The organism is Paraburkholderia acidisoli (genome assembly GCF_009789675.1).
Classification (GTDB): Bacteria; Pseudomonadota; Gammaproteobacteria; order Burkholderiales; family Burkholderiaceae; genus Paraburkholderia; species Paraburkholderia acidisoli.
Genome location: NZ_CP046914.1, coordinates 1628853 through 1649419, shown reverse-complemented (window position 1 = coordinate 1649419; position 20567 = coordinate 1628853). Strand labels below are relative to the sequence as shown.

Below are 20567 nucleotides of genomic sequence, written 5' to 3'. Positions count from 1 at the left end.
CTCGTTTCCTTCGTGCATAGAACCGGCTGGAAGCATGGTGCGCTCGATCTGCATGGCGGTGCGATTACTGGGCTTTCGTGAACGCTTTCACGGCCACGACCTGGCGATACGGCAGCTTCTCGCCCTTGATGAGTTTGAGCGCGATATCCACGTCCTGCTTGCCATTCTCGAACGGACGGTTGTCCACGCTCGCGCGCAACGCCGAGCCCGCCGCGATCTTGGTGCGCGCTTCCGGCGTGGCGTCGATCCCGCCGATAAAGAAGGTCGGCGAACTGCGATCCGCCGACTCCACCGCCGCCAGTGCGCCCAGCGCGCTCGCGTCGTTGATCGACACGACGACCTGCAGCTTGGGATGCGCCTGCAACACGTTCTCCGTCACCTGCATGGCTTCGGAGGTGCCCGGCGCCGGTTGCTCCGCCACGATCTTCGCGTTCGGCGCGTACTTCTTGATGCCGTCCTCGATGCCCTGCTTGCGCGTGATCATCTGCGGAATGCGGTCGTTGTCGAGCACCAGCACTTCGGCGTTGCCGTTCAGCTTGTCCTTGATCCACTTGCCCGCTTCGGCGCCGATCGTCTCGCCCATGTCTTTCTCGTCGGCGGAAGCCCACACGTCGGCCACCGGCGTTTCGATCGACTGCGCGATGATCTTCACGCCTTTCGCGCGCGCTTCCGTGAGCGCGCTCTTCGTGGCCTGCGGGTTGATCGCCGCGATGATGATCGCCTTGCAGCCGATGGTGGTGAAGTTCTCGATCGAATCGACCTGCTTGCCCGTGTCGTTGGAAGGATTGCTGACGACGAGTTCGCTGCCGTTCTTCGCCGCCTGTTCCTTCGCGCCGTTCACGAGATTGACCCAGTACGAGTTCGTGAGGTCCCACGTGCTGATGCACAGCTTGGGACCGGCGGCGTGCGCGTAGGTCGTGGACACGGCGAAGGCCGCAGCGGCGAGCGCCAGCTGCTTCTTGATGCGAGTCTGCATGTTTCAGTCTCCTAAGGATTGTTGTTGCTCTCTTGACCACCTGACCACCGCGGCGCCACCGAAACCGCCGTCATGAACGGCTTGCCGATGAGAGGACGACGCCAGCCTTCATCGTGCACAAGTAAAAATTTTGTTCACTTTAGTTGGGGCCGTGGCATCATGTCAAGCAGCAGTCGGGCAGACTCGGGCGACTTCGGGAAAGTCCCAGTACGTAGCATCGGCACGACATCCTCGCGCGCGACAATGCACTCATCGAGAACTTACGGAGACATCGGTTAATGAAGAAAATCAGGGGGCTTCGCTACTACATCATTGCCCTGATTACGGCCGGCACGGTGCTGAACTACCTCGCCCGCAGTTCGCTATCCGTCGCGGCGCCCACGCTCACCCACGTCCTGCAGGTATCCACCGCGCAGTACTCGTACGTCGTCGCGGCGTTTCAGGCGGCCTATACGGTCGCGCAGCCCATTGCGGGCTGGATCCTCGATCACATTGGCTTGCGCATCGGTTTCGCGCTCTTCGCGGTTGCGTGGGCGGCGGCCAACATGCTGCACGCGCTCGCCACGAACTGGCAGGGACTCGCCGTGTTTCGCGGGTTGCTCGGCTTCTCCGAAGCCGCGATCTTTCCCGCCGGTCTCAAGGCCATCTCGGCATGGTTTCCGAAAAGCGAACGCTCGGTCGCGGCAGGCTGGATCAGTTTCGGTGCGGGATTCGGCTCGATGCTCGCGCCGCCGATCATGGTGTACTGCATCCTCAATTACGGCTGGCAGGTGGGCTTTGCCGTGACGGGCGGCATCGCGCTCGTCTGGGTGGCCGCGTGGCTGCTGTTCTATCGCGAGCCGGAGCGGCATCCGCGCATGGCCGAGCGCGAACTGGCCGTTTTGCGCAGCGAGCACGCCGCGTCGGGCGCCGCTGCGTCGGGCGCCGCTGCGCGGCCGAGTTTTCGCAGCGTGATCCGCCAGCGCAACTTCTGGGGCATCGCGGCGGCGCGCTTTCTCACCGAGCCCGCGTGGCAGACCTTCAGCTTCTGGATTCCGCTCTATCTCGTGCAGGTGCGCCACCTCGATCTCAAGGCGATCGCCGCGTTCGCGTGGCTGCCGTTTCTCGCCGCGGATCTGGGCGCGGTGGTGGGCGGCTATCTGGCCTCGATGGTGTATCGCTTCACGCCGGTCTCGCTCGGCGCGTCGCGCAAGATCGTGCTCACGTTCGGTTGTCTGCTGATGATCGGCCCGGGCTCCATCGGGCTGGTGTCGAACGCCTATGTCGCCATTCTGCTGTTCTGCTTCGGCGCGTTCGCCCACCAATGCCTTTCGACCTGCCTGTATTCGCTCACGGTCGATAGCTTCGACGGCAAGGACGTGGGCACCGCCACGGGCGGCGCGGGCATGTTCGGTTACGGCGGCGGCACGCTGTTCTCGCTGCTCGTGGGTTATCTCGCCAGCAAGGTCGGCTTCAATCCGCTGTTCGCGTGCCTCGCCGTCTTCGACCTCACCGCCGCCGCCATCATCTGGATCGTGGTGCGGCCGCGCAGCGACGAACCGCTCGAACGCGACACGCACGCGACCGCGGACCGGTTGGAGCGCGCCGCGCGCTGATCCCGGCCTTCTTCGCGCCATCGACATAAGTAATAATTTTGTTCACTTTCGGGCGGCTTGTGCTATCGTGGGCAAAATCGAACAGGGCTACGCGTAGCCCGGCATAAGTGGGGAGACAGCATGTACGACTACATCATCGTGGGCGCGGGTCCGGCTGGCTGCGTGCTGGCGCGCCGCCTTTCGGACGACCCGTCCATCCGCGTCTTGCTGGTCGAAGCGGGTAAGCCCGACCGTCATCCGTATTTTCATTTTCCGGCCGGGTTCGCGAAACTTTCGGCCGGCATGGGCTCGTGGGGCTGGTCGACGGTGCCGCAGAAGCATGTCGACAACAAGGTGTTCGTCTATCCGCAAGGCAAGGTGCTGGGCGGCGGCTCGTCCATCAACGCGCAGGTTTACATGCGCGGCAATCGTGCCGATTACGACGACTGGGAAAACGAATGCGGCTGCCCGGGCTGGGCTTATGCGAACGTGCTGCCCTATTTCAAACGCGCGGAAAACAACCAGCGCCTGTGCGACGATTACCACGCGTACGGCGGCCCGCTCGGCGTGTCGGACCCGATCGGACCCGCGCCCATTTCGCACGCGTATCTGCGCGCCGCTCAGGAAGCCGGTATTCCGTTCAACCCCGATTTCAACGGCGCCCGCCAGGAAGGCTGCGGCTTTTATCAGCTGACGACGCTCAACGCGAAGCGCTGTTCCGCCGCAACCGGCTATCTGAAGCCCGTGCTCGGGCGCCCGAATCTCACGGTCTGGACCGGAGCGCTAACCACGCGCATCGTGGTGGAAGGTGCGCGCGCCACCGGCATCGAAGTCGTGAAGGACGGTTCGTCGAATCGCGAGATCGTGCGCTGCGAGCGCGAAGTGCTCGTGACCTCCGGCGCGATCGGCTCGCCGCGCCTGCTGCTGTTGTCGGGCATCGGTCAAGCCGACGAATTGCGCAAGGCCGGCGTCACGCCCGTGCACGATCTGCCCGGCGTCGGCAAGAACCTGCACGATCACTTCGATCTCTACGTGATCGCCGAGTGCCGCGGCCCGTTCACCTACGACAAGTACAACGCGCCGCATCACGCGGCGTGGGCGGGCTTGCAGTACGCACTGTTCAAGAACGGGCCGGTGGCGTCCAACCTGTGCGAAGCGGGCGGATTCTGGTTTACCGATCCCGCCTCGCGCGCCCCCGACATCCAGTTCCACTTCATGCTCGGTTCGAGCGTCGAGCGCGCGGGCGAGAAGCTGTGGCAGGAATGCGGCGTCACGCTGAATTCCGCGATCATGCATCCGCGTTCGCGCGGCACGGTGACGCTCGCGAACAGCGACCCCGCCGCCGCGCCGCTCATCGACCCGAACTTCTGGGACGATCCTTACGACAAGGCCATGTCGATTGCCGGTTTCCGGCTGGCGCGCGAAATCATGGCACAGCCCGCGCTCGCGCCTTACGTGCTGGCCGAACGCATTCCCGGTCCCGACGTGATGACGGACGAGCAGATCGTCGCGCACGCCGCGCGCCATTCGAAAACCGACTATCACCCGGTGGGCACCTGCAAGATGGGCACCGACGACATGGCCGTGGTCGATCCGCTCACGCTCAAGGTGCACGGACTCGAAGGTTTGCGCGTGTGCGACTCGTCGATCATGCCGCGCGTGGTTTCGTCGAATACGAACGCGCCGACCATCATGATCGGCGAGCGCGCGGCCGACATGGTGCTGGGCAAGACCTTGACCGCGCCCGATCGACCGGCCGCCGCGCGGCGCCATTCGACCGATCGCGCGACGGTTTAAGCCGACGGAGAGCACGATGCGCCCGACGACTGCACCGAAGACGAAACGCGGCGCGAGCGCCTCGCCGCCGTCCATGTCGTCCGACGACTACGGCACGCTGCTGGAAGGGCTGGAATCGCTCCTGCGGGAGCGCCTGATGGCGTATCGGCTCGCCGCGCGCCTGCTTGCCGGAGAGAGCCAGCCCGCGATCGATGTGGGCCAGTTCGGCCTCACCGACATCATCCGCTTGAAGCAGTTGCTGGAACCGTATGCCAACGGTCCCGTGCTCACGCCAATCGACTAGCGTTTGATTCGAGCCAACGCGAATTCGTCCGCCATGTCAGAGGTACGGCGTGAGCGCGGCCATTCCCGGCAGAGAGCGGGTCGATGCCGCGCGCTCCGCCACACCCGCCGCCCCCCTCAAGCCGTTTCCCGCAACACCTCGTCCAGCGTCGCGACCAGCATGCTCACGTGCTCGGAGCGAAAAACCAGCGGCGGCCGGATCTTCAACACGTTGGCGTGCGGGCCCGAGGCGCTGATCAACACGCCCCGGCGTCGCATGCCGTTGACAACGCGGCTCGCCAGCCCGGCGTCCGGTGCGCGCGTGGCGCGATCGGTCACGAGTTCCACGCCGACGAACAAACCCGCGCCGCGCACGTCGCCCATGCCTTCGTAGCGCTTCGCCAGGTCACGCAAGGCGTCGCCGAGCAACGCGCCCGTACTGGCCGCGTTGTCGCGCAACCGCTCGTCGCGAATCACGTTCAGCACGGCCGCGGCCGCCGCACACGAAACCGGATTGCCGCCGAACGTGTTGAAGTAGCGCATTTGCGTGCCGAACGCGAGCATCACTTCGGGCCGCGCCACCACCGCCGCCACGGGATGACCGTTGCCCATCGGCTTGCCGAGCGTGACCAGGTCGGGCACGAAGCCGTGGCGCTCGAAACCCCACATCGTTGCGCCGGTTCGGCCGAACCCCGGTTGTACTTCGTCGGCGATGAAGAGCGCGCCCGCCGCGCGCACGCGCTGCGCGGCGGCGGCGAGAAAGCCGGGCGGCGAAGCGACGATGCCATCGCTCGAAAGAATCGAATCGACCAGCATGGCCGCGGGCCGAATGCCGTGCGCACGCAGGTCGTCGAGCGCGTGCTGCACGTCGTCGGCGAAACGGGTTGCGGCGTTCGGGTCTCGATACGGATCCGGCGCCGCGACATAGCGCACGTGCGGCCCGGGCTGGATCGCGGGCCCGAGTGAAGGCGAAAGCTCCGCCAGCGCCGCGGTCACGCCGTGATACGCATACGAGGTCACGATCACGCCCGTGCCTTGCGTGTGCGCTCGCGCCACGCGCAGCGCGAGATCGTTGGCTTCGCTGCCGGTGCACGTGAGCACGACGTTGCCGAGTTCGCCGGGAAATTCGCCGAGCAGGTCTTCGGCGAAATCGAGTATGCCTTCGTGCAGATAACGCGTATGCGTGTTGAGCGTGGCCGACTGGCGCGCGATCGCGTCCACCACCACGGGATGGCAGTGCCCGACCGAGGCCACGTTGTTGTAGGCGTCGAGATAGCGCCGTCCATCGGCATCGTAGAGCCAGACACCCTCGCCACGCACGAGATGGACGGGCTCCTCGTAGAACAACCGGTAACTCGGCCCGAGCAGGCGGCGCCGGCGTTCGAGCAGCGCTCGATCGGCATCGGACAGGGCGACATCGGGCGTGAGCGAGGCAGCGGCGGCGGTCATGAATTCTCCATCAACGTCGGGCGAAACAGGCTCGCGGCGGCGGCGGGCGTGAGCGCGTCCATGCGTTCGAAGCCCTCCCAGGCGCGCGCATTGTTGCGCAGGATATACGCGGCATTGCCGGGGTAACTGGCAGCGCGCCAGTGCGAGATCGCGATGATGAGCGCGAGACGCGCGCGCACGAGTTCGGGCAGCAGTTCGATTTCCGCCGCTTCCAGCGGCACGACGCGGTGATAGGCGAGCGCGCACGCCTGCATGCCTTCGAACGGCGGCTGCCCTACCGAAACGTGATACGCCAGCGCCGTGGCGAGGTCGTTGATCATCGGCGCGACGAGCGCATCGCCGAAGTCGATGATGCCGCCGAGCCGGTCGTGGCGCCGCGCATCGACCATCACGTTCTGCGGATTCATGTCGTTGTGAATCACCTGATGCCGTAACGCCGTGAGACGCGGCGCGACGCGAGCGCCGAAGTGATCGAAGAACCGCTGTACCGAGGCGCGGCGCCGGGGATCCACGACATAGTCGAGCCGCGAAGCGAGACGCGGCACGTGCGAGATATTCCAGAGCAGGTCGCGCGCGGCGGCTGGATGCGAAAAGTCGGCGAGCGCGCGATCGAGCCGCGCGAGCACGGTGCCCATGTCGCTCATCAGCGCGATGCCGGGCGTCACGTTGTGCAGCGGCACGCCTTCGAGATAACTCACGAGACGCATGACGATACGCTGGCCGCCGCACTCGAGTTCCGGCTCGCACCGCCCGTCGCGCGCGGCCACCACGCGCGGCACCGGCAGCGACGGATCGCGGCGCCCCAGATGCAGCAGGACTTCGGTCTGGAAATTTGTCACGTCGCGCGGTTCGGCGGCGTTGACGAATTTCAGCACGTACTTGCGGCCGTCCTCGCCCACGGCGAGAAAATTCAGATCGCGCTCGCCGTTGAGCGCGCTCACCCGCACGCGCAGCCCGTACCACTCCCACGCGAACCGTTGCGCTTCGTCGGCGGACAAGGCCGGCGGATGCGTGCTCAGCACGTCGGCCGCGTCGTTGACGACATCCGCGGATGCATGAAATATTTGATGCATCATAAATTTTTTCACCAGGAGGCCGTCGGACGGCACAGCGCGGTCGCGCTGCCGTCAGGCTGCCGAGTCGATGGACATTTCCAGTTCGGTGAGACGTTCGAGAATGGCGCCGCCGCCTTCCACGATGTCCTGTTGCAGCGCGCGCGCAGCCGAGGTGCCGTCATGCTCGCGGATCGAAGCGACGATCGGATAGTGGTGATCGATCATCGAGCGGCCCGCGCCCGCGTACACGTCGGCGATCATCGGTCCCATGCGCAGCCACAGCCGTCGCAGGATGCCTTGCAGCACCGGCATGCCCGCGATATCGGCCAGCAGGAAGTGGAACACCTGATTCAGCTCGGTCGCGCGCAGCGTGTCGCCGGCGCGCATCGCCGCTTCGTTCTCGACGAGCAGCGCCTCGAGCCGCGCGATGTCGGCGGGCGTGGCCACGTGCGCCGCCGTTTCCGCCGCCAGTCCTTCGAGCCGCACGCGAATCGAGCGAATTTCCAGGTACGCCGCTTTCGTGAGGTGCTGCACGCGAATGTCGCGCGCCGATTTCATCACCAACGCTTCGTCCTGCACGAGACGCAGCACCGCGTCGCGCACGGGCGTCACGCTCGTGCCGAGTTCGGTCGCGATGTCGCGAATCTTCAGCCGGTCGCCGGGCTTGAAATTTCCCTTGATCAAACCTTCGCACAGCGTTTGATAAATGGTCGTTCCAAGATTGTCGAACTCGACGGTTTTCAGGTCGTATTGGCTCATACGTCGATGATGAAAAAGGGTGCGGACGCTTACATGCCGGCGTCCGTTCGGGCCGCAAACCGCGATTTTCGCAGATCGGCTGTCGCCTGTTCGTCGAGCCGATATTCGAGCCGCGTTTCGTCGTAGGCCGCGACCACGCCGTAAGCCTCGCGCGCGCGCTCCGCGCCGAGCCAGCCGCGATTGAGACTGCGCAGCACGCGCGCCGGATCGCGCCGCAGCGGGTCGCCGTAACCGCCACCGCCGCAGGCGAAAAACAGCATTTTCTCGTCGGGGCCGCAGACCTCTTCGTTGAAGCCCGGCAGGTCGCTCACGCTGCCGTCGGCAAGCTGCTTGCGGCTGGTGGTCGGCTGCGCGTCGCGGCCGCCGTTCACGCCGCGCGGCGGAAACTGCGAGGCATCGGCGGCATACACCACGGTCATGTCGTGATCGAGCGGATAAAACACGCCGCCCACGCCCGGCGCGCCTTCGAACTCGCCCACGCCTTGCGTGTCGGCGCGTATCTCGCGCGAGGCGATCACGATCGGGTACATCGACTCGTCGACTTCGACCGAATCGAGCGTGATGAGACCACCGTTGGCCGCGCCGCAGTAGGTGAGCCAGCCGTCGTGGCCGTGCAGCGCGCCGCCGCCCGCATAGCCGATGAAGAGCTGGTTCACGTAAGCGCGGCCGTGCTTGTACGGATCGCCGCCCGAAATCACCGCCATGCCGACCGGAAGATGCGGGCCGCCCTCCGCCTGCCCGTACGGTTCGCCCATGCGCGAAAACACGGCATTGCCCGCGGTGATGAGCCGGTCGTTGACGTTGGTGGTCGCGACCGAGGTGCCGGCCGGATAACGCGGCTTGCCGACCACCGCGCCTTCGCGCAGCAGCACGCGAATGCGGCTCGCGCTACCGTGGTTGTGCGGTAACGAAGCGTCGAGATTATTGAATACGCCGATACGGCACGATCCCGTCGTGGTGTTTTCGGAGAGATTGAGGCCGCCCGGCACGCAGTCGATGTTGTCGCGCACGTCCACCGTCACGTAGCCGTTTTCCGGATCGACCTCGATCGCGAGCCGCACGGGAATGCCTTCGTCGGCAACGCCCGGCACCGGGTCGTGGCGAATCTCGTACTCGAAGCGCCCCGCCGGCAGCTTGCCGATTTCCGCGACGATGCGGCGCTCGCCGTAATCGAACCAGTCTTCGACGAAGTTCATCACCGTTTGCGTACCGTACTTCTCCAGCAATTCGTGGATACGCCGCTCGCCCGTCATGCACGCGCCCATCTGCGCGCGCAGATCGCCTTCCCAGATCTCCGGCACGCGATTGCGCGTCATTCCCATGCGCAGGATGTCGCGCTTTTCCTTGTAGTTCTCCATCACGCGCACGCAGGGAAAATGCAGCCCTTCCTCGTACACGTTCTTCGCGAACGGCAAATACGTCGACGGCGTCGGCGCGCCGGTGTCGGCGTGATGCGAGAGCGCGACCACCCAGAACAGCGGCACGCCTTCGAAGAACACCGGCATCGCCATGATCATGTCGGCGTGGTGCGTGCCGCCCGTATAGGGCGAGTTGTTGAGAAAGCCGTCGCCGGGCCGGATATCGTCGAAATGCTCGCCGATCGGACGCGTCGCCATGTCCATCGACATCACGTGGATCGGCAGCGCGTCTTCGGTCGAAACCAGCCGGTTGTCGAACGTGAGGATCGCGCACGACAGATCCTTCGCGTTCTTGATCACGGCCGAGCGGCTCGCCTTCATCACCACGAGCGTCATCTCGCGCACGATGGCCTCGAAGCGGCTTTTGAGCACCGACATCATGAACGGGTCGATACGATTGCCGTTCGGGGCGTCGGTGCCGATGGGGTCACGTTTCACGTTGCAGCTCCTGTCCGGGGTTCTCTCTGCGTTATCGGGTTCTGCGGCTATCGTCAGGCGGCCTTCGCCAGCGCGGCTTCGCGCGCCACCTGCACGGTCAGGTTGCCGTAGCGGTCCATCGTGCCGGTGTGGTCGGGCAGCAGCACCGCGCTGAAGGTTGTCGCTTCCACCACGCACGGTCCCTGCAGCGTGGCGTTCGCGCCCAGCGTGGCCGCGTCGTACACGGGCACCTCGGTCAGGCCGCCCAGCCGATGCACGTAGAGCGGACGATGCCGCGCGGCAACCGGCGCGCCGCTCGCCTCGCCCAGCGCGAACTTGCGCCAGACCTGCTGGCTCGGGCGGCGGCCGATGGCCTGCACGCGCCAGTTGGTGAACTCCACCAGTTCGCTTTCGTTGCTGATCGAATAGATGCGCTCGTGCATGCGGTGAAACGCCTGCGCCAGATCGTCGGCGGCGCGATCGGCAAGGCGGCCGTCGCGCAGTTCGAACTGCACCGGGATTTCCCACGCCTGATATTCGTAGCGGCCCATCGCCACGTATTCGAACAGCTGGTCTTCGGGCGCGACGTGCGCCGCGTCCAGAAAGCGCTTGCCCTGTTCGCGCAACTGCGCGAGCAGACGCTCCACGCCCTCGCGGTCGAACTCGCGGCTTTGCGTGAGCAGGGTCGCGCTTTCTTCCCAGCGAATGTCCGAGATCAGGCCGCCGAACGCCGAGAGCCCCGCCACGAAGCGCGGAATCATGTAGCGCTCCAGCCCGAGAATGTCGACCATTTCGGCGATATGGCACGCCGTCGCGCCGCCGCCCGACACGAAAAAGCTCTCGCGCGGATTGATGCCCTCGCGAATCGTGATGTCCTCGATCGCGGCCACCATGTTGTGGTTGCTGGTGGTGTGGATCGCGTACGCGGCGTCGAGCACGCTGATCCCGAGCCGCTCCGCGAGCGGCGCGATGGCGGCTTCGGCGAGCGCGCGGTCGAGCTTGATCTTGCCGCCCAGAAAGTAGTCCGGGTCGATGATGCCGAGCACCACGTTGGCGTCCGTCACCGTGGGCGCCGTCGAGCCGTTGCCGTAGCAGGCCGGCCCGGGCCACGCGCCCGCGCTGTGCGGACCGACCACCAGCAGGCCGCCCGCGTCGACCTGCGCGATCGAGCCGCCGCCCGCGCCCACCGAGCGCACGTCCACCTTGGGAATGCCGAGCGCGTCGTCGTGAATCATCGCGTCGGGCGCAATGATGATCTGGCGGTTGCGGATCGCGGAAACGTCGAAGGTCGTGCCGCCCATGTCGCCCACGATCACGTCCGCTTCCTCCGTGAGCGCCTGTGCGGCCATGGGCGCGAGCGTCGGCCCCGACATCACGCTATAGATCGGCCGGCGGATGATTTCCTGCGCGGGCATCATGCCGCCCACGCAGTTGGCGAGCAGCAGTTCGCCGACAAAACCGCTCGCGCCCAGCGCCGTTTGCAGTTCGCCCACATATTTGCGGATGATCGGATTGATCGAGGCATCGATCGCCGCCGCCACCACGCGGCGGTATTCGCGCGGCACGGAACTCACCTCGTGGCTCAGCGTCACGGGCACGTCGGGCCAGACTTCGTGGATCAATTCGCGCGCGCGCCGCTCGTGCGCCGGATTCACCACCGACCACAGCAGCCCCACCGCCACGGCCTGCGCGCCCGCCTGACGCAGGTAGCCGGCGGCGGCGCGAATGCCGTCCTCGTCGAGTGCTTCGAGTTCGCGCCCGCGCGCGTCGATACGGCCGCGCACGGTGCGCGTGAGACGCCGCGGAATATACGGTTCGGGATAATCGAGCCGCCATTCGAACGCGCCTTTGCGCGGTCCTTCGCGCAGCGTGAGGATGTCGGCGTGGCCTTCGTTGAGGATCAAACCGGCCGTCGCCACCTTGCGCTCCACGAGCGCGTTGGTCGACACCGTCGAGCCGTGCACGATCAGCTTGATCTGTGCGATGAAGTCGCGCGGCGCGAGACCGTAGCCTTCGGCCGCGACATGCAGCACGTTGATGAAGCCCTTGTGGAACTCGCCGGGCGTGGTCGGGGACTTGAAGATGTTGATCTCACCCGTGCTGTCCGAGACGAGGCAATCCGTGAACGTGCCGCCGATGTCGATGCAAACCTGATAGGTCATGATTGCGTGCGCCGAATGAAACGTTGAAGGAAGGCTCCGAGGCGGGCATGCGCGCGAAACCGGTCGAGACCGAGCGCCGCAACGATGATCGCGCCCAGCAGAATCTGTTGAAGAAAGCCGTTCAGATGCAGCAGGTCCATGCCGTTGCCGAGTATCGTGACGAACAGCGCACCCAGCACCGGCGCGAGCACGTCGCCCTCGCCGCCTTGCAGACGAATGCCGCCGAGCACGGCCGCGGCGATCGACTGCAGCGCGAGATTGCCGCCCAGGTTCGGCTCGCCGGAACCCGTGCGCGCCGTGAGCAGCAACGCGCCGATCGCGACCAGCGCGCCGCACAGCAGATAGCCGAGCAGCAACGTGAGCTTGACGCGCACGCCCGCCACGCGCGCCGCCGCCGGATTCGCGCCGATCAGCGTGAGCGAGCGCCCGAACACGGTACGGCTCATGAGCCAGGCCAGCGCGCCGAGCGTGACCGCCACGATCGGCAATTGCACCGGCACGCCTGCCACCTGCGCCGTGGCGAGCGCGGCGAAACCCGCGGGCAACGGCGCCACAGGAAAGCCGCCGCTCACCGTCGAGCTGAGCGTGAGCACGATGTTCATGGTGCCGAGCGTGACGACGAACGGACTGATACGCGTCCACGCAATGCATACGCCGTTGAACAGACCGACCGCCAGCGCCGCGCCCAAACCCGCCGCCACGCCCAGCGCGGGCGCGGCAACGGCGTGATCGGCGAAATGGGTCATTGCCAGTGCGGCGCACACGCTCGCGAGCGACACCGTCACGCCCAGCGAGAGATCGAGCCCGCGCGTGAGAATCACGATGGCCTGCGCGGTCGCGAACACCATCATGTAGGAAGCCTGAACGAGGATGTTCTCGAGATTGCCGAGGCTCAGCACGTTCGGTTGCAGCGCGCCGAGCACGAGCAGCAGCGCCACGGTCGCCGCGGCGAGCGTGAGACGTTCGCGGCGCGCGGGCGCATAGAGACGCACGCGAGCGGCGGAGCGTGCCGGAGGAGTCGTCGAGGTCGTCATTTCGCTTTCCCGGAAGTCTTCACGTCGATCAACATGGCGACGATCACCACCACGCCGAGCGCGAGCGTTTGCCATTTGCTGTCGATGCGCGCCATGTTCAGCGCGTTCGACACCACGGCCAGAAACAGCGCCGCCGCCACCACGCGGCCCACGCGCCCGCTGCCGCCTTGCAGCGACACACCGCCCACCACGGCCGCCGCGATGGATTCGATCGCCGTGGTGTTGCCGAGCGTCGCTTGCCCCGAGCCGATGCGTGCCGTGACCAGCACGCCGTAGAGCGCCGCCAGCACGCCCGCCGTCGTGTAGGCGAGCAGCAACAGCCGCGTCATGGGAATGCCGGACGCGCGCGCGGCTTCCGGACGGCCGCCGACTGCATAAAGATGACGCCCGAGCGGCCGCTGCGTCATCACGTAGCCGATCGCGAGCACCACCGCGAGGCAGATCCACACGATCACGGGCACGCCGAACAGCAAGGCACGGCCGACGGCGTCGGTGAGCAGATCGGGCACGCCGTAGATCGGTACGCCGTTCGAGATGTAGAGCGCCGCGCCGCCCACCATCGACATCACGCCGATAGTGGAAATGAACGGCGGCACCTTGAGCCACGCGACGATCGCGCCGTTGGCGGCGCCCACCGCGGCGCCCGCGAGCAGCGCGGCGAGCGTGCCGATCACGACGAGCGCGAGCGGGCTCGCGTCGGGCCAGAGGGCGGGCACGCCCGTCATCGTCAGCGCGCTCGCCACCGAAGCCAGCGCGACCACGGCGCCGAGCGAAAGGTCGATGCCGCCCACCACCATCACGAGCATCTGCCCGACCGAGACGAGCGCGAGCATCGCGAAGTTACGCGCAAGATTCACGAGATTGAAGCGGCTGAAAAAGCGCGGCTCCCACACGGCCATCGCCACGCACAGCACGACGATCAGCGCCGGCACGACGAGGTTGCGCCACGCGAATCGCGGCGCGCCGGCACGCGCGGGCAACGACAGTTTGTGCACGTTCATGAAGCCTGCCTCGAGGTGAAGGTGTCGGTGAACGAATTGCGCGGCGTTTGCGCAGCGGCTTGAGCGTCGACTTCGGCGCCGGTGTCATGGCCCGTCACGCGTGGCGCGGGCGCGGCGCGCTTGCCGAAGAAGGCTTCCAGCACGTTGGCTTCGGTGCGATGCTCGGCGTCGAGTTCGGCAACGGGCCGCCCTTCGTGCAGCACGTAAATGCGATGGCTGAGATGCACGACTTCGGCGAGATCGGACGAGATCAGCACGATGCACGCGCCCCGCTCGACCAGTTGCGCGATGAGGCGATACACCTCGGCCTTCGCGCCCACGTCAATGCCGACCGTCGGTTCGTCGAATACGTACACGTCCACGTCGCGCAGCAGGCCGCGCGCCAGCATCACCTTCTGCCGGTTGCCGCCGGAGAGTGTGCGCACAGCCACTTCGGTGTCGAGCGGACGCAGGCCCAGCCGCTCCATCGCCGCGAGCGTGCGCCGCTGTTCGTCGCGCGGCCGCATCACGCCGCGCCGGTTGAACGCCGCGAGATCGAGCGCGGCCATGCTGCCGTTCTCGCGCACGCTGCGTTCGAGCGCGAGACCTTCCGCGCCGCGATCGGCGGGAAAATAACAGAGCTTTTCGCGCAGCATCTGGCGCGGGCTGCGCGGCTGCACGGCACGGCCGTCGAGTTGCACTTCGCCGCGCGCGATCGGTGCCAGCCCGAACAGGCAACGCCCGAGCGCTTCCTTGCCGCACCCGACCAGCCCCGCGATGCCGACGATCTCGCCCGCGTGCGCGACCAGCGACATCTCCGCGAGCTTGCCGTCGCGGCTCGCCAGCCGGTCGACGCGCAACCGCACCGCGCCGGGCCGGTGCGAAATGGCGGGCCACGCGTCCACGCTGCGGCCCGTCATCATTTCGACGAGACGCGCTTCCGAAACGGCAGCGGCTTCGACCACGCCCACGCGCGAGCCGGACCGCAGCACGGTCACGCGATCGGCCAGCGCGCGAATCTCGCGCATCCGGTGCGAGACGTAGATGATGCCGACGCCCCGCGCGCGCAGCGACTTCACGAGCGCGAGCAGACGGTCGGCTTCGGCGTCGGTGAGCGACGCCGTGGGTTCGTCGAGAATCAGGATGCGGCTCTTTTGCAGCACCGCCTTGGTGATCTCGGTCATCTGCTGCTCTGCGCGCGACAGCGTGCCGACGAGCGCGTGCAGGTCGAGTTCGAAGCCCAGTTCGCGCATGCATTGCGTGGCGAGCGCGGCCATCCGCTTGCGGTCGACGCGGCCGAAGCGCGTCAGCTCGCGGCCGAGAAACAGGTTGTCGAGCACGTCGAGGCTCGCGACCAGACTGAACTCCTGGAACACCGCCGAAACGCCCGCTTCGCGCGCCGCGTGCGGCGTGAGATCGGCATGGACCTGACCATCGATCTCGATGCGCCCTTCCTCCGGCACGAGAATGCCCGTGATCACGTTGATGAGCGTGGACTTGCCCGCGCCGTTCTCGCCGAACAGCACGTGAACCTCGCCGGCGCGCAGATCGAAATCGACGCTGCTCAGCGCACGCACGCCAGGAAAGCGCTTGCTTACGCCGGTCAGCCGCAACAAAGTTTCCGCCATGATGAGTCCGTCCGGGTTCCGTTACGGATCGCCGCCGAATGGGGTGTTGCCGTGAAGCGCCGCGCACGGCGCTCACCGCCACCTTCGTCGCGACGCTTACTTCTGCTCGAACACGGGCCGCCAGTTCGCGGGCGCGAGAATCTGCGTGGTGTCGATCTGCGCAACGCTTTCGCGCGTCACCATCTTCGGCACGACACGGTATTGCGGCGCGACCGGCTGCTTTTCGAGCGCGCGCACCGCGAGATCGACGGCGGCGCGCGCCTGCATGGTCGGAAATTCGGTGGCGAACGCCGCGATCTTGCCGCTGCGCAAGAGATCGAGCATGGCCTGGTTCTCGTACGACGAGACGATCGTCACCTTGTTCAAGCCGGCCTCCGACACCGCGCCGACCGCGGCTTCGGCAGCGGGCGCCGCGCCCCAGACCGCGTTGACGCCCGAATACGTCTGCAACGCGTCTTCGACCAGATGCAGTTGTTCCGGCACGCCCGCTTCGCCGAATTTCACGTCGAGGACCTTGACCTTGCCGCCGTTCATCGACGACTGGAAGCCCTTCAGATAGCTCTCCGCCCAGCCGGAACCCTGCGGACCGGGAAACGCCACGACCTGACCGCCCGCCGCGCCCAGCGCGTTCTTGAGATAGGTGCCCGTGAGCGCGCCCTTGGTCTGGAAATCGACGAAGATTTTCGACGTGACCGGCGCGCTGTCGACCGGATTGATGAAGACCACCGTGGGAATGCCCTTCGCCTGGCTCTGCTTGAACTTCGCGGTCAGGCCGGCTTCGGAAATGGGGGCGACGACAATGGCGTCAGCGCCCGAGGCGAGGCAGTCGTCGAACTGCGAGACCTGCACCGGCAACTTGTCGTAGCCGCCCGCCTGGAGGATGGTCGCCGAAACGCCAATGCGGCGCGCCTCGCTGATCACGCCGTAATCCACGGCGCTCCAGTAGCTGTCTTTCAGATGCGGGATGAGCACGCAAAGCTTCCATTTGCGGCTCGCTTTCGTGAGCGGCGTGATCTGCGTGGCAGTGGCCTTGCCGCCCTGCACGCTTTCCACGTTGAACGGCGGCCATGTGCTTTGCGCCTGCGCGAGCGCCGCCACCGAGGAGAGACTGAGTATTGCCCAAAGCTTCCTGCACCAGGTCGACCGCATAACGAGTCCTCTGCTGTTGGGATGATGTTACGTATTTGATGCATCATAATTTTCCGCGAAAAAAGTCATCGCAATAAGGGTAAACCCCATATTCGACGATTCGTGCTGAAGGAGCGCGGGACTCGCTGGGGATACCAGGCGACCGGGGGGGTCGTTGCTTGGCGGAAGTCCGCTTTCGAGAATATGGCGTCACGTCACCTTGCGAAAACGCGGGCAATTTATTTCGCGATCCTGACGATTTGCGATATTTCGGCATGGCTGCGCCACGCAGTTGACGCAGCGCACGCCTCGCAGTCGAATAGCAGTGAACCGGTATTCCCGAGCCGGAAATACGCCTGCGATTGCTTACGTTCGGAGACCTACCATGCAAGATCAAGCCATACTCGACGCGCTCGAGGCGCACTGGCGGGCGTCGGCGGCGGGCGACCTGGAAGCGGAGCACCAGATCTACGCCGAAGACGTGATTTGCGACTATCCGCAATCGGGCGAACGCATTCTCGGCCGCGCGAATCTGCAGGCGCTGCGCAGCGCGCATCCCGCCCGGCCATCGGGTTTCGGGGTAAGACGGATGCAGGGCGCCGGCAACCTGTGGATCACCGAATACACCATTACCTACGGCGACCGTGACGCGTTCACGGTCAGCATCATGGAGTTCCGCCACGGCAGGGTGACGCACGAAACCCAGTACTTTTCGGAGCCTTTCGAAGCGCCGGCGTGGCGTTCCCGCTGGGTGCAAAAGATGCCGTAGCCCGAACGCATCTCAGGCGCCCACGGCAGGTTTTCGCCAGGCGAGCCACGCCCTTCACTGACAACGCGCTTCGAGCCAATGCCGGAACGCGATCAACGCGTCCGAGCGCTCTTCGGTCGCCTGCCACGTAAACCAATAAGAAAATTTCGTGGGAATCGTCATGGGCGATAAGCGCACCAGCCGCCCCGTCCTCACGTCTTCGGTCACGAATTCCGGCGGCAGCAGCGCGACACCCAGGCCGGCCAGCGCGGCCTCGCAACTCAACAGCAGCAGCGAGTAATAACTGGCGGCTTCGACCTTGACGTTCTGTAACCCCAGCGCCGCCAGATACTCGCTCCATGCCTCCGGCATTTCTTTCAGATGCAGCAGCGGCAAGGCGGCAATGTCCTTCGCGGAAAGCGTCGCGCGCTCGTTCAATAGCGACGGCGCGCAAAACGCCGCGAGCGAGAGCGGGAAGAGTTTCGTCATCTGCGTGCCCGGCGGTCGTGTGGGGGAATTGATGATGGCCGCGTCGAACTGCGTGCGCGAAAGATCGATGTGACCCACGCGAGACGTGACGTTCACGAGAATGCCGGGATGCTCCTTGACGAAGTTCGGCAGATTGGGAATGAGCCACCGATTACAGAAACTGCCGGCCACCGACAAATTCAAGGTGTTACGCAGCGTGTGACGCATCTGCGTACGCACCGTGGCCGCCTCCAGTTCGTCCAGCAGCGGCGCGATCTTCTCCCAATACTCCTTGCCCGACGCCGTCAACGTCAGATGGCGGCCGGATCGCTCGAAAAGCGCGACGTTCAGGAATTGCTCGAGGTCGAGTACCTGCCGGCTCACGGCGCTTTGCGTCAGCCCCACGGAATTGCCCGCCTGAGTGAAGTTCATGAAGCGCACGCAGGCGTCGAAGATGATGAGGGAATCGCTGGAAGGAATGCTTCTGCCGATCGATCGCTTCATGCGAAAAACTCATCCTGACATTGAAAATGGTCATTATGAGGGGATTTTTGGCAACCGTACCATGCGCAAATCGATTTGTGATGGAAATAGCATGTTCAATCAGACCACGGTTGCCGCCCAGCGCGCGCCACGTCCCGCGCCCACGAGCGCGGTGGCTATCATCGGGGGCATGGGACCCGAAGCGGGCGTCGACATGACGTCGCGGTTCCTGACCGCCTGCCGCGAGGAAATGGCCCGGCGCGGCGTTCCCGTCACGGACCAGAGTTATCCGCCGCATGTCCTCATCCAGTATTGCGTCCCCGATCGCACGGCCGCCTTCCAGGGCATGGGCGACTCGCCGGTGCCGGCACTCGTGGCGGCGCTCGGCACGGCCCGGGCGGCGGGCGCGCGGCTGTGCGGCATTGCCTGCAACACCGCGCACCTCTGGCACGAAGACATGGAGCGCCTGTTCCCCGACATGACGCTCGTGCATATCGCACGCGAAGCGGCGGCCACCGTGCGGCGAACGGGCGCGAAAACCGCCGCCGTGCTCGCGACCACCGCCACGCAGGAGAGCGGCCTGTATCGCCGTGCGCTGGTCGAAGCGGGACTCGGCGTGATCGAACGGTCGCCCCGTGAAATGCAGCAGGTCCACGAGGCGATCTTCCAGATCAAGGCCGGCGCGTTGCCGGCCGCGACCCGGACGCTCGAAGCCGCCGTCGCCTGCGCCTTGCGGGAAGCCGATTGTGTCGTGCTGGGATGCACGGAACTCGGCCTCGTCATCCATCCGGGCCAGTACGCCGCGGGCGCCGTGGTCGATGCCGCCGACGTTCTCGCCGCGCGCCTCGCCGAGCAGGCATTCAGCCATCCGTCAACGCTATCGCCCGAAACGCCATGAACAACTCACTCGATACGCAAGCCAGCCCGAGCATGACGGCCAGCCGCCTGGAAAAACACGAATCGCCGCTGGCGCAGGAAAGCGAACCGGTCACGCATTACTCGAAACCGCGCAAGATCATCCTGCTGATCGTCCTTTTGGCTGCGTGGGTTTTGGCCAATGCCGACCGCATCGCGATGAGTATTTCCATCGTCCCGATGACCCAGGAATTCTCCCTGGACTCCCGTGAGACCGGCCTCGTGCTGAGTGCGTTTTACGTCACGTACGCGGTCATGAATCTGCTGGCCGGCTGGCTCTCCGACCGCATCGGCTCGCGACGCGTCCTGGTGTTCTGCGTCGCGTCGTGGTCGGTGTTCACGGCGCTGACCGGCATGGCCTGGTCGCTCGGCTCCCTGATCGCGATACGTGCGCTCTTCGGCATTGGCGAAGGCGGTTTCGCACCCGCCAGCACGGTCACCATTGCGGAGGCGTACCGCAAGAGCGAACGCGCGAAACCGAAGAGCCTCGTCATCGGTGCGGCCTTTCTCGGCAGCGCCGTGGGTTCCGGATGGATCGCCACGATGATCCACTCGCACGGCTGGCGCTTCGCCTATCACGTGCTGGGCGCGGTCGGCGTCGCGATGGCGATCGTGCTCTGGCTCGTCGTCAAAAAGCCGCCCGTGCAGGCCGCGGGCACCCGGCAAACGCGGCCGGGCGTCAAGGCGCTCCTGCGCACGCCCATCATGCGGCGAACGGCGCTGATCTTTTTCTTCAGCAATCTCGTGATGGTCGGGTTGATGTCGTGGATGCCCACGTATCTGGTGAAGACGAAACACGTCAACCTCATGGCGGCGGGCCTCGCGTCCTCCCTGCCCTATCTCTGCAGCTTCGTTTGTCTGAATGTCGTTGGCTGGTTGCTCGACCGCCATGGGCAAAAACACGAGCGGCGCTTCCTCGCGGGCGGTGCGTTTTCGATGATGGTGTTCATGGCGCTCATGGTCACCTGTTCGCAACTCTGGACGCTGCTGACCTGCTGGACGCTCTGCATGATGAGCTACACCTTCGTCTACGGCACCGTGTTCGCGATCCCGCTCAAGCGCCTGCCCGACGGGATGATCGGCTCCGCTTCGGGCGTCGTGAATTTCGGCGGCCAACTGGCGGCGTCCATCTCGCCGGCCGTGATGGGACTTCTGGTTGCGCATTACGCGGGTTCGTTCGTCCCCGCCATGCTGTTTCTGGTCGCGGCCGGCGCCGGCGCGTTCCTCGTGGCCGTGACATGGCGCGACGGCGAGCGCACCGCGTGAAGCCGCACCGCGACGCCGGCCTTTTCGCTTTGGGCCGGGTCCCTCATTC

General features: G+C 65.8%; 17 protein-coding genes. 6 read left to right on the top strand and 11 right to left on the bottom strand.

From position 1 onward, the window contains the following. Positions 1–64: 64 nt before the first annotated feature. Positions 65–976: a sugar ABC transporter substrate-binding protein gene (locus FAZ98_RS21405; protein WP_158953553.1), complete on the bottom strand. Its 912-nt coding sequence runs from the start codon at positions 974–976 to the stop codon at positions 65–67. A 278-nt stretch (positions 977–1254) separates the two neighbouring features. Between FAZ98_RS21405 and FAZ98_RS21400 the strand changes: the two genes are divergently transcribed. The 3 genes from FAZ98_RS21400 to FAZ98_RS21390 all read left to right on the top strand — a co-directional run bounded on the left by FAZ98_RS21400 (position 1255) and on the right by FAZ98_RS21390 (position 4630). Further along, the gene (locus tag FAZ98_RS21400) at positions 1255–2571 is read left to right on the top strand and encodes an MFS transporter (RefSeq protein ID WP_158953551.1); all 1317 of its coding nucleotides are present in this window, start codon (positions 1255–1257) and stop codon (positions 2569–2571) included. A gap of 120 nt (positions 2572–2691) precedes the next feature. After that, positions 2692–4347: a GMC family oxidoreductase gene (locus tag FAZ98_RS21395; protein WP_158953549.1), complete on the top strand. Its 1656-nt coding sequence runs from the start codon at positions 2692–2694 to the stop codon at positions 4345–4347. 16 nt (positions 4348–4363) lie between these two features. After that, complete coding sequence (locus tag FAZ98_RS21390) at positions 4364–4630, top strand: hypothetical protein (RefSeq protein WP_158953547.1); 267 nt, start codon at positions 4364–4366, stop codon at positions 4628–4630. Between the two features lie 116 nt (positions 4631–4746). On the opposite strand, the gene FAZ98_RS21385 is transcribed toward FAZ98_RS21390, so the two are convergent. From FAZ98_RS21385 to torT, 9 genes are all read right to left on the bottom strand, one after another. Further along, entirely contained in the window at positions 4747–6057 is a 1311-nt protein-coding gene (locus FAZ98_RS21385; protein ID WP_158953545.1) for an aspartate aminotransferase family protein, read from the bottom strand. Beyond that, on the bottom strand, positions 6054–7133 hold the full coding sequence (locus tag FAZ98_RS21380; protein ID WP_199272358.1) for a phosphotransferase: 1080 nt from the start codon (positions 7131–7133) through the stop codon (positions 6054–6056). The genes FAZ98_RS21385 and FAZ98_RS21380 overlap by 4 nt, the downstream gene beginning before the upstream one ends. Positions 7134–7184: 51 nt before the next feature. Further along, positions 7185–7871 carry a GntR family transcriptional regulator gene (locus FAZ98_RS21375; protein WP_158953543.1) on the bottom strand — a complete coding sequence of 229 codons (687 nt, stop codon included), beginning with the start codon at positions 7869–7871 and terminating at the stop codon, positions 7185–7187. 29 nt (positions 7872–7900) lie between these two features. Beyond that, the gene (locus FAZ98_RS21370; RefSeq protein WP_199272357.1) at positions 7901–9727 is read right to left on the bottom strand and encodes a hydantoinase B/oxoprolinase family protein; all 1827 of its coding nucleotides are present in this window, start codon (positions 9725–9727) and stop codon (positions 7901–7903) included. A gap of 53 nt (positions 9728–9780) precedes the next feature. After that, positions 9781–11868 carry a hydantoinase/oxoprolinase family protein gene (locus tag FAZ98_RS21365; protein WP_158953541.1) on the bottom strand — a complete coding sequence of 696 codons (2088 nt, stop codon included), beginning with the start codon at positions 11866–11868 and terminating at the stop codon, positions 9781–9783. Next, positions 11865–12902 carry an ABC transporter permease gene (locus FAZ98_RS21360; protein WP_158953538.1) on the bottom strand — a complete coding sequence of 346 codons (1038 nt, stop codon included), beginning with the start codon at positions 12900–12902 and terminating at the stop codon, positions 11865–11867. The genes FAZ98_RS21365 and FAZ98_RS21360 overlap by 4 nt, the downstream gene beginning before the upstream one ends. Beyond that, on the bottom strand, positions 12899–13903 hold the full coding sequence (locus tag FAZ98_RS21355; protein WP_158953536.1) for an ABC transporter permease: 1005 nt from the start codon (positions 13901–13903) through the stop codon (positions 12899–12901). The genes FAZ98_RS21360 and FAZ98_RS21355 overlap by 4 nt, the downstream gene beginning before the upstream one ends. Next, positions 13900–15510, bottom strand: coding sequence for a sugar ABC transporter ATP-binding protein (locus tag FAZ98_RS21350; protein WP_158953534.1), 1611 nt, complete (start codon positions 15508–15510; stop codon positions 13900–13902). The genes FAZ98_RS21355 and FAZ98_RS21350 overlap by 4 nt, the downstream gene beginning before the upstream one ends. 96 nt (positions 15511–15606) lie before the next feature. Further along, entirely contained in the window at positions 15607–16659 is a 1053-nt protein-coding gene (gene torT, locus FAZ98_RS21345) for a TMAO reductase system periplasmic protein TorT (RefSeq protein ID WP_158953532.1), read from the bottom strand. A 364-nt stretch (positions 16660–17023) separates the two neighbouring features. Between torT and FAZ98_RS21340 the strand changes: the two genes are divergently transcribed. Then, entirely contained in the window at positions 17024–17407 is a 384-nt protein-coding gene (locus FAZ98_RS21340) for a nuclear transport factor 2 family protein (RefSeq protein WP_158953530.1), read from the top strand. Positions 17408–17461: 54 nt separating this feature from the next. Here the strand turns inward: FAZ98_RS21340 and FAZ98_RS21335 are convergent, their stop codons facing one another. Continuing rightward, on the bottom strand, positions 17462–18286 hold the full coding sequence (locus tag FAZ98_RS21335) for a LysR substrate-binding domain-containing protein (RefSeq protein ID WP_158953528.1): 825 nt from the start codon (positions 18284–18286) through the stop codon (positions 17462–17464). On the opposite strand from FAZ98_RS21335, the gene FAZ98_RS21330 reads away from it, so the two are divergent. Then, positions 18285–19235 (top strand): aspartate/glutamate racemase family protein, encoded by a 951-nt coding sequence (locus FAZ98_RS21330; protein WP_158953526.1) that lies wholly within the window; start codon positions 18285–18287, stop codon positions 19233–19235. The two genes, FAZ98_RS21335 and FAZ98_RS21330, sit on opposite strands and share 2 nt — an antisense overlap. After that, complete coding sequence (locus FAZ98_RS21325; protein ID WP_233272757.1) at positions 19232–20518, top strand: MFS transporter; 1287 nt, start codon at positions 19232–19234, stop codon at positions 20516–20518. The genes FAZ98_RS21330 and FAZ98_RS21325 overlap by 4 nt, the downstream gene beginning before the upstream one ends. The last annotated feature ends 49 nt before the right edge of the window (positions 20519–20567 follow it).

Coding starts and splice junctions, on each gene's coding strand:
- FAZ98_RS21405 (WP_158953553.1), bottom strand. CDS start 976: ATGCAGACTCGCATCAAGAAGCAGCTGGCGCTCGCCGCTGCGGCCTTC.
- torT (WP_158953532.1), bottom strand. CDS start 16,659: ATGCGGTCGACCTGGTGCAGGAAGCTTTGGGCAATACTCAGTCTCTCC.
- FAZ98_RS21390 (WP_158953547.1), top strand. CDS start 4,364: ATGCGCCCGACGACTGCACCGAAGACGAAACGCGGCGCGAGCGCCTCG.
- FAZ98_RS21330 (WP_158953526.1), top strand. CDS start 18,285: ATGAAGCGCACGCAGGCGTCGAAGATGATGAGGGAATCGCTGGAAGGA.
- FAZ98_RS21365 (WP_158953541.1), bottom strand. CDS start 11,868: ATGACCTATCAGGTTTGCATCGACATCGGCGGCACGTTCACGGATTGC.
- FAZ98_RS21385 (WP_158953545.1), bottom strand. CDS start 6,057: ATGACCGCCGCCGCTGCCTCGCTCACGCCCGATGTCGCCCTGTCCGAT.
- FAZ98_RS21350 (WP_158953534.1), bottom strand. CDS start 15,510: ATGGCGGAAACTTTGTTGCGGCTGACCGGCGTAAGCAAGCGCTTTCCT.
- FAZ98_RS21400 (WP_158953551.1), top strand. CDS start 1,255: ATGAAGAAAATCAGGGGGCTTCGCTACTACATCATTGCCCTGATTACG.
- FAZ98_RS21340 (WP_158953530.1), top strand. CDS start 17,024: ATGCAAGATCAAGCCATACTCGACGCGCTCGAGGCGCACTGGCGGGCG.
- FAZ98_RS21380 (WP_199272358.1), bottom strand. CDS start 7,133: ATGATGCATCAAATATTTCATGCATCCGCGGATGTCGTCAACGACGCG.
- FAZ98_RS21325 (WP_233272757.1), top strand. CDS start 19,232: ATGAACAACTCACTCGATACGCAAGCCAGCCCGAGCATGACGGCCAGC.
- FAZ98_RS21335 (WP_158953528.1), bottom strand. CDS start 18,286: ATGAACTTCACTCAGGCGGGCAATTCCGTGGGGCTGACGCAAAGCGCC.
- FAZ98_RS21355 (WP_158953536.1), bottom strand. CDS start 13,903: ATGAACGTGCACAAACTGTCGTTGCCCGCGCGTGCCGGCGCGCCGCGA.
- FAZ98_RS21395 (WP_158953549.1), top strand. CDS start 2,692: ATGTACGACTACATCATCGTGGGCGCGGGTCCGGCTGGCTGCGTGCTG.
- FAZ98_RS21375 (WP_158953543.1), bottom strand. CDS start 7,871: ATGAGCCAATACGACCTGAAAACCGTCGAGTTCGACAATCTTGGAACG.
- FAZ98_RS21360 (WP_158953538.1), bottom strand. CDS start 12,902: ATGACGACCTCGACGACTCCTCCGGCACGCTCCGCCGCTCGCGTGCGT.